This is a genomic window from Streptomyces kanamyceticus, from assembly GCF_008704495.1.
Taxonomy (GTDB): domain Bacteria; phylum Actinomycetota; class Actinomycetes; order Streptomycetales; family Streptomycetaceae; genus Streptomyces; species Streptomyces kanamyceticus.
In genome coordinates this window covers 6162623-6177031 of record NZ_CP023699.1, presented here as the reverse complement: position 1 = coordinate 6177031, position 14409 = coordinate 6162623, and the positions used below count along the sequence as shown (strand labels likewise).

Sequence of the window (14409 nt, the reverse complement as noted above, 5' to 3'; positions counted from 1 at the left end):
GCCCCCCTTCGCGTGTACCGCCGCGACCTACGAATGCGTGCGCAGCAGCGTCCGCATCGTCCGCATCGCCACCGACAGGTTCGCCAGGTCGAACGCGTCCGAGCTGTGGATCTCCTCCAGGGTCGTCCGCGCCCGGCTCAGGATCGGCGCGTTCTTCTCCTCCCACGCCTTGAAGCGCTGCTCCGGGGTCGAGCCGCCGTTGCCGACGGCGAGGATGTCCGCCGTCAGCGCGGCGTGCGCCGCGTACAGGTCCTCGCGGATGGAGGCGCGCGCCATGGACTGCCAGCGGTCGGCCCGCGGCAGCTCGATGATGCGGTCCATGAGCTGGGTGATCCGCAGCCGGTCGCCGAGGTCGTAGTAGACCTCGGCCACGTCCATCGGCTCCCTGCCCATCCGGTCGGCGACCGCGACGATGTCGAGCGCCGGGAAGGCGGAGGAGAATCCGGCGACGCGCTGGGCGAGTTCGTCGGGGACGCCCGCGCCGGTCAGCTCGTCGCGGATGCCCTGGTACCACTCCAGGTCGGAGCCGCGGAGCAGGTTCGGCAGCTCGTCCCAGACCCCGCTGACGCCCGCGCTGAAGAAGCCGATGGTCTCGGCGAGCTGCAGCGGCTGCGGCCGGTTGTTGAGCAGCCAGCGCGTGCCGCGCTCCACCAGGCGGCGCGAGTGCAGCCGGATGCGGGTCTGCACATCGGCGGCGACCACGTTGTCGAGCGCCTCGACCGCGTCCCACACCTCGCTCAGGCCGAAGATCTCGCGCGCGGCGAGCTGCGCCCGCACGATCTCCTCCAGGGAGGCGCCCGTCTCCTCGCGGAGGCGGTGCAGGAAGGTCGAACCACCGGTGTTCACCGTGTCGTTGACCAGGACGGTCGTGATGATCTCGCGGTGCAGCGCGTGCCCGTCGACCTGGTCGGGGAACCGCTCGCGCAGCGCCTTCGGGAAGTACGCGTGCAGCAGCCGCCGCAGGTACGCGTCGTCGGGCAGCGTCGTCTGGATCAGCTCGTCCGCCGCCGTGATCTTCGTGTACGCGAGGAGGACGGCGAGCTCCGGCTGGGACAGGCCCCGGCCGGAGTTGAGCAGCTCGCGGATCTGCCGGTCGTTGGGCAGGAACTCCAGGCCCCGGTCGAGGTGGCCCTGCTTGCCCAGGCGCCGCATGAAGCGCTGGTGGGCGTGGAGCAGGGACGGCGACTGGAAGATCGCGTTGGAGAGCGCGGTGTTCTGCGCGTAGTTGTTGCGCAGGACCAGGTGCCCGACCTCGTCGGTCATCTCGGCGAGCAGCTTGTTGCGCTGCTTGACCGTCATGTCGCCGTTCGCGACGACCGCGTTGAGCAGGATCTTGATGTTCACCTCGTGGTCGGAGGTGTCCACGCCCGCGCTGTTGTCGATGGCGTCGGTGTTGATGCGGCCACCGGCCCGCGCGAACTCGATGCGGCCCAGCTGGGTCAGGCCGAGGTTGCCGCCCTCGCCGACGACCTTGGCGCGCAGGTCGGCGCCGTTGACGCGGATGGCGTCGTTGGCCTTGTCGCCGACGTCCGCGTTGGACTCCGCCGACGACTTCACGTACGTACCGATGCCGCCGTTCCACAGCAGGTCGACCGGCGCCTGGAGGATCGTCTTCATCAGGTCGGCCGGGGTCATCTTGGCGACGCCCGTCTCGATGCCGAGCGCCTCGCGGATGTGCGCGTTGAGCTGGATCGACTTGGCGGAGCGGGGGAAGATCCCGCCGCCCGAGGAGAGCAGCTCCTTGCTGTAGTCGGCCCAGGAGGAGCGCGGCAGCTCGAAGAGGCGGCGGCGCTCGGCGTACGACGTCGCGGCGTCGGGCCGCGGGTCGATGAAGATGTGCCGGTGGTCGAAGGCGGCCACGAGCCGGATGTGCTCGCTGAGCAGCATGCCGTTGCCGAACACGTCACCGCTCATGTCACCGACGCCGACGACCGTGAAGTCCTCGGACTGGCTGTCGGTGCCCAGCTCCCTGAAGTGCCGCTTGACGGACTCCCAGGCGCCGCGGGCGGTGATGCCCATGCCCTTGTGGTCGTAACCGGCGGAGCCGCCGGAGGCGAAGGCGTCGCCCAGCCAGAAGTCGTACGACTCGGCGACCTGGTTGGCGATGTCCGAGAACGTCGCGGTGCCCTTGTCGGCGGCGACGACGAGGTAGGTGTCGTCCTCGTCGTGGCGCACGACGTTGGCGGGGTGCACGACCTCGCCCGCCACCAGGTTGTCGGTGATGTCGAGCAGCGCCGAGATGAACGTCTTGTAGCAGGCCACGCCCTCGGCGAGCCACGCGTCACGGTCCACGGACGGGTCGGGCAGCTGCTTGGCGACGAAGCCGCCCTTGGCGCCGACCGGCACGATGACGGTGTTCTTCACCATCTGCGCCTTCACGAGACCGAGGATCTCGGTCCGGAAGTCTTCCTTCCGGTCCGACCAGCGCAGACCGCCGCGCGCGACCTTGCCGAAGCGCAGGTGGACGCCCTCGACGCGGGGCGAGTACACCCAGATCTCGTACGCGGGACGGGGCGCGGGCAGGTCGGGAATGGCCTGCGGGTCGAACTTCATGGAGACGTAGTTGTGCGGCTTGCCGCTCTCCGTCTGCTGGAAGAAGTTGGTCCGCAGGGTCGCCTTGATGACGGTGAGGAAGGACCGCAGGATCCGGTCCTCGTCCAGGCTCGCCACCTGGTCGAGCGCCCCGTCCAGCTCCTCCAGGAGCCCGTCGGTCAGCTCGGTCCCGGCCCGCTGGTGGCCCGGCGACATGCGCGCCTCGAAGAGCGAGACGAGCAGCCGCGTGGTGTGGACGTTGTTGCGGAGGGTGTCCTCCATGTAGTCCTGGCTGAAGGTCGCCCCGGCCTGGCGCAGGTACTTCGCGTAGGCCCGCAGGACCATCGCCTGGCGCCAGTTGAGCCCGGCGCGCAGGACCAGCGAGTTGAACCCGTCGACCTCGGCGGCCCCGGTCCAGGCGGCGCCGAACGCCTCCTGGAAGCGCTCGCGGCCGTCGTCTCCGAGGTAGTCGCCGTTGCCGTTGGGGGACTTGGGCATGCGCAGGCCGAAGTCGTAGATCCACGCGTGCGTACGGTCGGTGCAGCGCAGCTCGTACGGACGCTCGTCGGTGACCTCGACGCCCAGGCGCTGCAGCACGGGCAGCACGGCGGAGAGGGAGACCTGCTCGCCGGAGCGGTAGATCTTGAAGCGGCGCTCACCGGGGGCGGCGCCCACCGGCTCGTACAGGGAGAGCTCGAAGTCCTTGTCTCCCTGGGTGAGGTGCTCCAGGTGCTGCAGGTCGGCGACGGCCGCGCGCGGCGTGTGGTCGGCCTTGTAGCCCTCGGGGAAGGCGCCCCCGTACTGACGCAGGAGTTCGGCGGCGCGCTCCTCGCCGCACTCGGCGGTCAGCGCCTCGGCGAAGCCGTCGGCCCAGGAGCGTGCGGCCTCGACGAGCCGCCCCTCGACGCGCTCGACGTCGGCGTCGGAGAGGTCGGGGACCTCGGCGCCCTTGGGCACCCGGACCACGAAGTGGATGCGGGAGAGGATCGACTCCGTGTTCCAGGCGGTGAAGTCGACGCTGGCGCCGTTCAGCTCCTCCTTGAGGATGTCGATGATCCGCAGCCGGACGCCGGTGGTGTAGCGGTCGCGCGGCAGGTAGACGAGGGCGGAGTAGTAGCGCCCGTACTCGTCCTTGCGCAAGTAGAGCCGGAGCCTGCGGCGCTCCTGGAGGTAGAGGACGCTGGTCACGATGGAGCGCAGCTCGTCGGCGGGCGTCTGGAAGAGCTCGTCGCGCGGGTACGTCTCCAGGATCTGGAGCAGGTCGCGCCCGTCGTGGCTGTTGGCCGAGAAGCCCGCGCCCTTCAGCACCTCCGCGACCTTGCGGCGGATGACGGGCACGCGGCGCACCGACTCGGTGTACGCGGCGGACGAGAAGAGCCCGAGGAAGCGCCGCTCACCGACGACGTTCCCCTCGGCGTCGAACTTCTTCACGCCGACGTAGTCGAGGTAGGACGGGCGGTGCACGGTCGCCCTGCTGTTGGCCTTCGTCAGGACGAGCAGCTTGTGCTCGCGGGCCTTGGCGCGGGCGTCGGCGGGCAGCCGGTTGAAGGACGGGCTCACCGGGTGGTGGTCGTCGCCGTGCTGCGGGTCGGCGCGCAGCACGCCGAGGCCGGTGCCGGGGACGGCCGCGAGGGAGTCGTCGTCGGTGAGCGTGTACTCACGGAAGCCCAGGAAGGTGAAGTGGTTGTCGGCGAGCCAGCGCAGCAGCTCGCGGGCCTCCTCGACCTCCTGGTCCGGCACGTCGCCCGCGGTGGGCTCGGCGGGCAGCTCGTCGGCGATGCGCAGCGCGGAGTCGCGCATCTTCTCCCAGTCCTCGACCGTCTCACGGACGTCGGAGAGGATCCGGAGCAGATCGGCGGTGATCTGCTTCAGGTCCGCGCGGTCCGTCTCGCGGTCCATCTCGACGTGGATCCACGACTCGACGAGCGCGTCGTGCGGGCGCTCCGCACCGGCGCCGTCGGACAACACTTCCAGGAGCTTCCCGGTCAGGTCGCGGCGTACGACGACCTGGGGGTGGATCACCACGTGGATGCCGCGGCCCTGCCGGGACAGCTCGTTGGTGACGGAGTCGACGAGGAAGGGCATGTCGTCGGTGACCACCTCGACGACGGAGTGGCTGCAGGTCCAGCCGTTCTCCTCGACCGTCGGGGTGTGGACCCGCACGTTGGCCGTCCCCTGGGGGCGGTTCTCGGCGAGCCGGTAGTGGGAGAAGGCGGCTCCGAAGACGTCGACCGGGTCGCGGTCGGCGAGGTCCTCCGGGGCGGTGTGCAGGTAGTAGCGCTGGAGGAACGCGAGAGCCATGTCCTCGTCCGGCGTGGCCTCGCTCGTCGTCCCGGTCGGTGTGCCGCTCGGTAGGCGTCCCCCGGCCGGGCTGCTCTCAGCTACCCGGGCGGCCCGCGCGAGCAGCTCGGCCTTGGCTTCGTCCAGCTTGGTCTGCATTGTCCTCTGACTCCTGTCGCGCGCCGTTGCGTGACGTAGAAGGAAGTGATGTGACATGACGCCGGGGCGCGGGGTCTCCGGCCGAGATCGACGTTATGCCGCGGTGAGAGTTGAGCGGGCGGTTATCCGCCATCTTCAGCGGTTTCGCTGACAGATGGGTTGCTCGGCGGGGTCGGCCGCACCGCGAAGAAGCGTCAGCGATGGCCCGGGCACGGATGTCCTCCGTGGTCCCCGGGCGAAGGGCGGGGGCACTCGCGCCCCCGCGGGATATCGCGCTGATCACGGGTCAAGGCTATCGCCCCGCACCGGGGAACCGTCATGAGCCGTATGTGTACAAAAGCGGGGGGCGAACTTTGACAGTTTGCACAGTCCGGCGGGGCGCGGATGCCGGTAAGGCCCCCTTGGCAAACCGGACGCGGGGATGCACGTTGAGCAGGACGGCAACGCACACGCGCGACGGACTCGGGGAGCGAGCGCCGATGGCAGCCAAGATCCTGATAGTGACCGGTGACGCGGCGGAGTCGCTGGAGGTCCTCTACCCCTACCAGCGGCTGCGCGAGGAGGGGTACGACGTCCACATCGCCGCCCCCGCCCGCAAGAAGCTGCAGTTCGTGGTGCACGACTTCGAGCCCGGCTTCGACACCTACACGGAGAAACCCGGCTACACCTGGCCCGCGGACCTCGCCTTCTCGGAGGTGGATCCCGGCCAGTACGCCGCGCTGGTGATCCCCGGCGGCCGGGCCCCGGAGTACCTGCGCAACGACCCCGAGCTCCGCAAGATCCTCAAGTCCTTCTTCGACTCGGACAAGCCGGTCGCGCAGATCTGCCACGGCCCGCTCCTGACGGCGGCGATCGGCGGCCTCAGCGGCCGCAGGGTCACGGCGTACCCCGCCCTGGAGATGGACATGCAGGCGGCGGGCGCGACGTTCCAGGACGCGGAGGCGGTGGTGGACGGCACCCTGGTCTCGGCCCGCGCCTGGCCGGACCACTCGGGCTGGATGAGGGAATTCCTGACGGTGCTTCGGGCCAAGGCACCGGTGACGTAAGGGCTCCGGGAACAGGTTCCGATCCGTATCCGGACCCGGACCTTCACCTTCCGCTAGGTATACGGACCTCCGCGCCCGCCCTCACATCGGTATGCGGATCCTGCCGCATACCGATGGCGGGACGCCTCCGTGAACGGCAGGCTTCTGGTGCGCCGCCCCGCCTGGGGCAGCGGCAACGTGCGGCGGGGTGTGGCATGCCTGGTCCATCCCCCACGGCTGTCATGGCAAGGCACCCCGCCCGCACGCCGCACCGCGGATCGGTCGACGCGGCCGCCTGCCCTTGTCGGCGAGGGCAGGCTCCGCGCCCACTCCCCGGGTCCCCCGGCCCCCGGGCTCACCGGCCCCGGGCCCACTGACCTCGGGGCCCCATCGACCACCGGGACGGCCCCGGACCCCGGCCGCCCCGGACCCGGCCGCCACCGGCTCCGCCACGCCCATGATCTCCGCGGCGCTACCCGCTCCGCCACGCCCACGATCTCCGCGGCGCTACCCCACTTCCGGCACGCCCGCGATCACCCCGACCCCTACCCCAGCTCCCACCACGCCCACAATCTCCGTGGCCGCCACCCCACTTCCGGCACGCCCACGATCACCCCGACCACTACCCCAGCTCCCACCACGCCCACAATCTCCGTGGCCGCCACCCCACTTCCGGCACGCCCACGATCACCCCGACCACTACCCCAGCTCCCCCACGCCCGCGATCTCGGCAGCCGCCACCCCACTTCCGGCACGCCCACGATCACCCCGGCCGCCACCCCAGCTCCGCCCCCACGACCGCCACGCCCGCTACCCCGCCTCCGCCACGCCCGCGATCTCCGTGGCCGCGGCGATCTCCGTCCGCGAGCCGACGCCCAGCTTGGCGAGGATGTGCTCGACGTGCGCGTCCGCGGTCCGCTTCGAGATGACCAGACGCTCGGCGATCTCCCGGTTGGAAAGACCCTGCGCCACCAGGACCGCCACCTCGCGCTCGCGCCGCGTGAGCACGTCGGCGCCCGTGGCCCGCCGCCCGCCGCGCTGGGCGGGCGGCCTGCCCGGGGTGTCCACGTCGGCCCGCACCGCGTCGAGCACCTGCTGCCCGGAGAGCCGCGCGCCCACCGCGTGCCAGCGCTCGAACGGGCCCGCGCCCAGCGCCTCCCGCACCGCCTTGCGCGTCGCCTCCTGCTGCTCCAGGAGCGTGGGCAGCATGCCGATGGGGTCGCCACCGAGCCGCCGCGCGTTCTCCGCGTACCCGAAGAGCCAGGCCGCCCGCACCTGCCGCCCGTCCCGCGCGGCCGCCCACGCGAGACCGTGGCAGCACATCGCGGCCACCAGGACCTCGTCGACCTCGCTCGCCGCCTCGAGCCCACGGCACAGCGACGCGACGCCCGCGGCCCGCTCCCCGGCGAGCCACTGCACGAGCCCCTGGGCCATGAGCGTGGACCCGTAGATCTGGCGCTCGCCGGTGCCCTCCAGGCGCGCGAGCCCTTGCCCGCACAGGTCGAGCGCCCCCTCGGTGTCCCCGAGGACCGCCCGCAGCAGCGCGCCTTCGTACCCCATCACCACCAGGCCGAGGAGGGTGCCGTTCGCCAGCATCCGGCGTCGTACGTCCTCCAGTGCGGCGAGCCCCGTCTCCTCGCCGCACAGCGCCGCGAGCCCACTGGCGTACCCCTCGGCGAAGAGCGCCACCTCCTCGTCGCCCGCGCGCACCGCGGACTCCAGGGAGAGCGCCATCCGCTCGACGGCCGTCGCGAGGTCCGCGGTCCATACGGCGAAGGCGCCCGTCGCGAGGAGCCCCCAGGCCCGCGCCGTGCAGTCCTCGGGGACCAGCTCCAGGCCCTTCTCCATCCAGTACCCGCCCTCGGAGAGCGCTCCGGAGGCACGCCAGTACGGCCAGAGCCGGGCCGCGAGCCTGAGCCCTTCCGCCGCCCGCCCCTCGGTCGCGTACGCGTATTCGAGGGCGGCCCGCAGGTCGGCGATCTCCGCGCCGACCGCGCGGTGCAGGGCGGGCTGCCGGTCGCTGAAGAAACCTTCCTCGAAGCGCCGCCCGAGATCCCGGTAGTACGCGAAGTGCCTGGCCCGCAGCGCCGCGCCCCCGTCGCCCTCGACCGCGCCGAGGCGCTCGGCCCCGTACTCCCGCAGGGTGTCGAGCAGCCGGTAACGGTTCCCCGACTCGCCGAGCCGCTGCACCACGGACTTGTCGACGAGCCCGATGAGCTGCCCGAGCACCTCTCCCACGGGCAACTCGCCGCCCCCGCAGACCTGTTCGGCCGCGGCGAGCTCGAACGAACCCGCGAACACCGAAAGCCGGGCCCACAGCAACTGCTCGGCGGGAGTGCACAGTTCATGGGACCAGTCGATGGCCGTACGCAGGGTCTGATGGCGCGAAAGCGCCGTGCGCCGCCCTCCGGTGAGCACCTGGAAGCGGTCGTCGAGCCGCGCGACCAGCTCCTCGATGGACACCGCCCGCAGCCGCACGGCGGCCAGTTCCAGGGCGAGCGGAATGCAGTCGAGCCGCCGGGTCAGCGCGAGCAGCTGCTCGCGGTTCCCCTCGCGCACCGCGAAGCCCGGCACCACGGAAGCCGCCCGCTGGGCGAACAGCTCCACGGCATCGTCGGGCGCCAGCGGCGCCACGGGACAGCAGTGCTCCCCCGGCACGTCCAACGGCTGCCGACTGGTCGCGAGCACACACACGTCCGCGGCCTCGCGCAGCAAGATGTCCGACAGCATCGCGCAGGCGTCGACCAGATGCTCACACGTGTCCAGCACGATGAGCAGCCGCCGCCCCTGCAGATGGGCCACCACCGCGTCCAGCGGCGCCATCCCCGACTGCTCGGGCAGTTCGAGCACCGCGGCCAGCGTGGCGGGGATCAGCTCCGGATCCCGCAACGCGGACAGCTCGGCCAGCCACACGCCATCGGGGAACCGCTCCCCGAGCCCGGCGGCGGCCCGCAGCGCGGTACGGCTCTTGCCCACCCCGCCGGGCCCGACCAGCGTGACGAGCCGCGCATACGTGAACGCCGCCCGCACCTGCGTCAGTTCGTCCACTCGCCCGACGAACGAGGTCAATTCGGCGGGCAGTTGCCCGCCCCGCCGCTGCCCGAAGCCGAAACCCATGCGCTACCGCCCCCGTCACGTCGTCCCGCAAGGCTCATCCCGCCGAGGATCCCACCACAGCGTACGCAGAACGGTGCGGAGCGTGAACGGAGTCCTCCGAAACCACTCGCGGGGATCGCGTCAGGCCGCGAGCCGCTCCGCCTCCGCGACGGCCTCCGCGAGACTGTCCACCACCGGCACCCCGGCGACCTCCAGGCTCCGCCTGCTGTGCGAACCCCCGGTGTACAGAACGGCCCTGGCCCCCACGTGAGCGGCGGCCACGGCGTCATCCACGGCGTCCCCCACGACGACGACCCGCTCCACGGCGACCGCCCCTCCGAGCGCGTCCAGGTGACGCACCATCCGCTCGGCCTTGCCCGCATGCGAATCGTCGGTCCGCCCGTCGATCCGCACGAAGTGCTCCTCGATCCCGTGCCTGCGCACGATCGGCACGAGGTGCTCGTGCGGAGCCAGCGACAACAACGACTGCGTACGCCCGTCGGCCCGCCGCTCGGCAAGGAGCCGCGCGGCCCCTTCGGTCAGCCCGCAACTCTCCACCCGGGCCCAGTAATGCTTGTGGAAGACGGCGTCCATGACCCGCCACTCTTCGTCACTCGGCAGCCGTCCGATCAGCCGCTCGTAGAACTTGGGAATCGGTACGCAGTACAGATCGCGATACCTCTCCAGCGTGATCGACTCGAGCCCGATCTCCGCGAACGAGGCGTTCGTGGCCTCGATCACGGTGTGTATGTCATGCAGGAGGGTCCCGTTCCAGTCCCACACGATATGCGCCCCGCGCAACAGCTTCCCCATACCCAAACGCTACCCGGCGCTGTGGGCAATTGTTCCGCAGGGCGGAACGGGTGGGCACAGCCCCCGTCGCCGAGGAGCGGGAACGGGAGCACAAGCCACGGTGCCGGTGGGGGCAGGCCCCCGGTGCCGAAGGACGGGACGGGGGCGCGCAGCCCTCGCGGGCCCCCCGTCGCAGACGGACGCACCCCGCGGCCAAGGCGGACACGGCCCAAGGCGCCCCCGCCAGCCCCCTCAGGCGATCAGCCCCGGAATCTCCTGCGTGGCGAACCAGAGCAGCTCATGGTCCTCCGCCCCGTCCACCACGAACCGCGCATCATCGTCCCCCTGATCCGCCGCCCCCAACGCGGCGGCCGCAGCCCGCACGTCCCCCTCCGCGTCCCCCGCGTCCACATGCACCGCCGCGGCCTTCCCCAACGAGAGCCCCGCCGCGATCCGCACCTCCCCGAGCGCCCCCTGGTCAAGACCCCGGTCCGGATCAGCCACCGCCACCCCGTCCGGCACGTCCGCCGCCAGCACGACCCGTCGCCGCGCCGCCTCCGGATCCCCCGCCACCAGCCGCAGCGACGCCGCCGCCGCCCGGTTCAACGCCGCGTACTCCAGTTCCTCGATGTCATCGGAGACGTACCACTCGCGCAGCGCGGGCGTCACGGCGTAGGCGACCAGCGGCCCGGGCGCCACCTCCCCGGCCTTGTACGCCTCCGCGAGCCGGGGCAGTGTCAGGGGAACGTAGACGCGCATGACTGACCGCTTTCGTTCGTGGCCGCAGAGGGCCTTCGTGCCCACTGAGAGCCTTCGTGGCCGTTGAGAGGCCCAGGATACGTGCGGGAGTCCCCCTTCGAGGTGCCCCCACCACGGCCGGAACCGTCGACGCGCGTCCCGGCATTCACCCGGTACCGCCCAGCGTCCACCGCACTTCCGAGGCCCCCGGCCACCCGGATAGGTGAATCCGGAAGCCCCCGCCCCCACCCTCGCCGATCCCTTGCGACCCCTGCCGCGCCCGCCGTACAAGATCCCCAGCGGAAAAGTTACTTACCGGTATCGCAGGAGGTCCCATGCGCAAGGTGATGACCAGGCCACGCCGACGCCCACCCACGGGCCGCCCGCCCGCGGGCCGCCCACCGACCCGCACGGACAGCCGCCGCCCCAGCCCCACCCGCCAACCACCACCCCTCACGGCCCCGTCCGCGATCCCGGCCCAGCCACCCCCGCACCCCACGGAACTCTTCGCCGAACGCCTGGTCCTGGTGCTCAGCGGCCAACGCCCCATGCACTGGGTGGCCCGCCACATCGCCAACACGGCCTTCGACGACCTGGCCCGCCTCGCGGAACTCCGCCCCCTCGGCACGGACGGCGGCCACCGCCCCACGATCCACCGCATCGGCCACTACCAGCCGCACCCCGAGACGTACGAGGTCTTCGCCCGCATCGCGACGGGCCCGAGGCTCAGGGCGCTGGCGTTCAGGCTGCACCGGGGCGCGGACAGAAGGTGGCGCTGCACGGCGGTGGAAACGGAACGCGCGCCCTAGAAGACCCCCATAGAAAAGCCCAAGCCAAAGGGGCCGACCCAAAAGGCCCGGCCCCTCCGACTACGACGTCCCGCGGCTACGCCGCGTCCGCCCTACTTCTTGCGGCGCCGCCCGCCCTTTTGAGCCTTGCGCCGCTCCGCCCGCGTCATCCCGTCCGACTCGGACCGGACACCGTCACCATCCGTGGCGAAGTCACCCTCGTCGATGCCGCCCTCGGCATTGGGCGCCTGGAAGTGCAGCCGGTCCGGACGCTGCGGAGCCTCGAGCCCCTTGGCGCGGATCTCCGGCCGAGCGGCACCAGCACCCGCCGGAACCGCGTCCTGCGCCCCGTCCTTCGTGAGCGACGTCGCCGCGTCCTCGACGGGAACCTCCTCGACCTGCTGCTCGACCTGGACCTCCAGGTTGAACAGGTAGCCGACGGACTCCTCCTTGATGCCGTCCATCATGGCGTTGAACATGTCGAAGCCCTCGCGCTGGTACTCGACCAGCGGGTCCTTCTGCGCCATGGCACGGAGGCCGATGCCCTCCTGGAGGTAGTCCATCTCGTAGAGGTGCTCACGCCACTTGCGGTCGAGCACCGAGAGGACGACGCGCCGCTCCAGCTCCCGCATGATGTCGGAGCCGAGCTGCTCCTCACGCGACTCGTACTGCTGGTGGATGTCGTCCTTGATGGAGTCGGAGATGAACTCCGCGGTGAGGCCCGCGCGGTCGCCCGCCGCCTCCTCCAGCTCGTCGACGGTGACCTTCACCGGGTAGAGCTGCTTGAAGGCGCCCCACAGCCGGTCCAGGTCCCACTCCTCGGCGAAGCCCTCGGCGGTCTCCGCGGCGATGTACGCGTCGATGGTGTCGTCCATGAAGTGCGTGACCTGGTCCTGGAGGTCCTCGCCCTCCAGGACGCGCCGACGCTCTCCGTAGATGACCTCGCGCTGCCGGTTGAGGACCTCGTCGTACTTGAGGACGTTCTTCCGGGTCTCGAAGTTCTGCTGCTCGACCTGCGACTGGGCGGAGGCGATCGCGCGCGTGACCATCTTGTTCTCGATCGGCACGTCGTCCGGCACGTTGGCCATGGCCATCACGCGCTCGACCATCTGCGCCTTGAAGAGCCGCATCAGGTCGTCACCGAGCGAGAGGTAGAAGCGGGACTCGCCGGGGTCGCCCTGACGTCCCGAACGACCGCGCAGCTGGTTGTCGATGCGCCGCGACTCGTGCCGCTCGGTACCGAGGACGTAGAGCCCGCCCAGGTCCTTGACCTCTTCGAACTCCGCCTTGACGGACCGCCCGGCCTTCTCCAGGGCGGCGGGCAGCGCCGCGGCCCACTCCTCGACGTGCTCGACGGGGTCGAGGCCGCGCTGGCGCAGCTCCGCCTCCGCGAGGTCGTCGGGGTTGCCGCCGAGCTTGATGTCGGTGCCTCGTCCGGCCATGTTCGTGGCGACGGTGACGGCGCCCTTGCGACCGGCCTGGGCGATGATCGGCGCCTCGCGGTCGTGCTGCTTCGCGTTCAGCACCTCGTGCTGGACCCCGCGCTTGGAGAGCTGCTGGGAGAGGTACTCGGACTTCTCCACGGAGGTCGTACCGACCAGGATCGGCTGACCCTTCTCGTGCTTCTCGGCGATATCGTCCACGACGGCCGCGAACTTGGCGACCTCGGTGCGGTAGATCAGGTCGGACTGGTCGGCACGGACCATGGGCCGGTTCGTCGGGATCGGCACGACGCCCAGCTTGTAGATCTGGTGGAACTCGGCGGCCTCGGTCATGGCCGTACCGGTCATGCCGGAGAGGCCGCTGTCGTAGCCGTCGCGCTTGTAGAGGCGGAAGAAGTTCTGCAGGGTGATGGTCGCCAGGGTCTGGTTCTCGTCCTTGATGTCCACCCCTTCCTTCGCCTCGATCGCCTGGTGCATGCCCTCGTTGTAGCGGCGGCCCGCGAGGATACGGCCGGTGTGCTCGTCGACGATCATGACTTCGCCGTCGATGACGACGTAGTCCTTGTCGTTCTTGAAGAGCTCCTTGGCCTTGATGGCGTTGTTGAGGTAGCCGACCAGGGGCGTGTTCACCGACTCGTACAGATTGTCGATGCCCAGCCAGTCCTCGACCTTGGCGACGCCGGACTCGTGGATGGCGACGGTGCGCTTCTTCTCGTCGACCTCGTAGTCGCCGGTCTCCTCGATGCCCTTCAACTGGTTGCCGGGCTCGCCCTTGGTGAGGCGGGTGACCAGCTTGGCGAAGTCGCCGTACCACTTGGTGGCCTGGTCGGCGGGGCCGGAGATGATCAGCGGCGTACGGGCCTCGTCGACGAGGATCGAGTCGACCTCGTCGACGATCGCGAAGTTGTGGCCGCGCTGGACCAGTTCCTCCTGCGACCACGCCATGTTGTCGCGGAGGTAGTCGAAGCCGAACTCGTTGTTCGTGCCGTACGTGATGTCGCAGTTGTACTGCTCGCGACGCTGGGCCGGCGTCATGTTGGCCAGGATGCAGCCGACCTGAAGGCCCAGGAACTTGTGGACGCGGCCCATCATTTCGGAGTCGCGCTCGGCCAGGTAGTCATTGACCGTGATCAGGTGGACGCCCTTGCCGGAGAGGGCGTTCAGGTACGCGGGCAGCGTGCCGACCAGGGTCTTGCCCTCGCCGGTCTTCATCTCGGCGACGTAGCCCATGTGCAGCGCGGCGCCGCCCATCATCTGGACGTCGTAGTGGCGCTGGCCCAGGACGCGCTTGGCGGCCTCACGGACCGTCGCGAAAGCCTCGGGCAGCAGGTCGTCGAGCGTCTCGCCGTCGGCGAACCGCTCCTTGTACTCATCGGTAAGCGCGCGCAGCTCGGCGTCGGAGAGGCTGACGAAGTCCTCTTCGATGGAGTTGACCTGGTCCGCGATGCGGTGCAGTTTGCGCAGGATCTTGCCTTCGCCTGCACGCATGATCTTCGAGAGGACGGACACGGGGGTTGGTCTCCTTGCCGGTCGGGCCTGGCATGGTCGGTTTTACTC

7 protein-coding genes are annotated in these 14409 nt (G+C 70.7%); 2 read left to right on the top strand and 5 right to left on the bottom strand.

All coding sequences use genetic code 11. The features are described from left to right. Nucleotides 1-27 precede the first annotated feature (27 nt). Nucleotides 28-4971, bottom strand: a complete 4944-nt coding sequence (locus CP970_RS26540; protein WP_055551751.1) for an NAD-glutamate dehydrogenase — start codon at nt 4969-4971, stop codon at nt 28-30. Between the two features lie 479 nt (nt 4972-5450). On the opposite strand from CP970_RS26540, the gene CP970_RS26535 reads away from it, so the two are divergent. Next, nucleotides 5451-6017 (top strand): DJ-1/PfpI family protein, encoded by a 567-nt coding sequence (locus CP970_RS26535; RefSeq protein ID WP_150494020.1) that lies wholly within the window; start codon nt 5451-5453, stop codon nt 6015-6017. A gap of 789 nt (nt 6018-6806) precedes the next feature. On the opposite strand, the gene CP970_RS26530 is transcribed toward CP970_RS26535, so the two are convergent. The 3 genes from CP970_RS26530 to CP970_RS26520 all read right to left on the bottom strand — a co-directional run bounded on the left by CP970_RS26530 (nt 6807) and on the right by CP970_RS26520 (nt 10643). Beyond that, a complete protein-coding gene (locus CP970_RS26530; protein ID WP_150494018.1) occupies nt 6807-9113 on the bottom strand; it encodes an ATP-binding protein in 2307 nt (768 codons plus the stop codon). 120 nt (nt 9114-9233) lie between these two features. Then, nucleotides 9234-9905: an HAD family hydrolase gene (locus CP970_RS26525; RefSeq protein WP_055556776.1), complete on the bottom strand. Its 672-nt coding sequence runs from the start codon at nt 9903-9905 to the stop codon at nt 9234-9236. A gap of 231 nt (nt 9906-10136) precedes the next feature. Beyond that, complete coding sequence (locus tag CP970_RS26520) at nt 10137-10643, bottom strand: DUF6912 family protein (RefSeq protein WP_150494016.1); 507 nt, start codon at nt 10641-10643, stop codon at nt 10137-10139. Nucleotides 10644-10957: 314 nt separating this feature from the next. Between CP970_RS26520 and CP970_RS26515 the strand changes: the two genes are divergently transcribed. Continuing rightward, nucleotides 10958-11431, top strand: a complete 474-nt coding sequence (locus tag CP970_RS26515) for an Rv3235 family protein (protein WP_150494014.1) — start codon at nt 10958-10960, stop codon at nt 11429-11431. Nucleotides 11432-11523: 92 nt separating this feature from the next. Here the strand turns inward: CP970_RS26515 and secA are convergent, their stop codons facing one another. Then, nucleotides 11524-14361: a preprotein translocase subunit SecA gene (secA, locus tag CP970_RS26510; RefSeq protein ID WP_055543605.1), complete on the bottom strand. Its 2838-nt coding sequence runs from the start codon at nt 14359-14361 to the stop codon at nt 11524-11526. Between the last annotated feature and the right edge of the window lie 48 nt (nt 14362-14409).

Coding starts and splice junctions, on each gene's coding strand:
- CP970_RS26530 (WP_150494018.1), bottom strand. CDS start 9,113: ATGGGTTTCGGCTTCGGGCAGCGGCGGGGCGGGCAACTGCCCGCCGAA.
- CP970_RS26520 (WP_150494016.1), bottom strand. CDS start 10,643: ATGCGCGTCTACGTTCCCCTGACACTGCCCCGGCTCGCGGAGGCGTAC.
- CP970_RS26535 (WP_150494020.1), top strand. CDS start 5,451: ATGGCAGCCAAGATCCTGATAGTGACCGGTGACGCGGCGGAGTCGCTG.
- CP970_RS26540 (WP_055551751.1), bottom strand. CDS start 4,971: ATGCAGACCAAGCTGGACGAAGCCAAGGCCGAGCTGCTCGCGCGGGCC.
- CP970_RS26515 (WP_150494014.1), top strand. CDS start 10,958: ATGCGCAAGGTGATGACCAGGCCACGCCGACGCCCACCCACGGGCCGC.
- CP970_RS26525 (WP_055556776.1), bottom strand. CDS start 9,905: ATGGGGAAGCTGTTGCGCGGGGCGCATATCGTGTGGGACTGGAACGGG.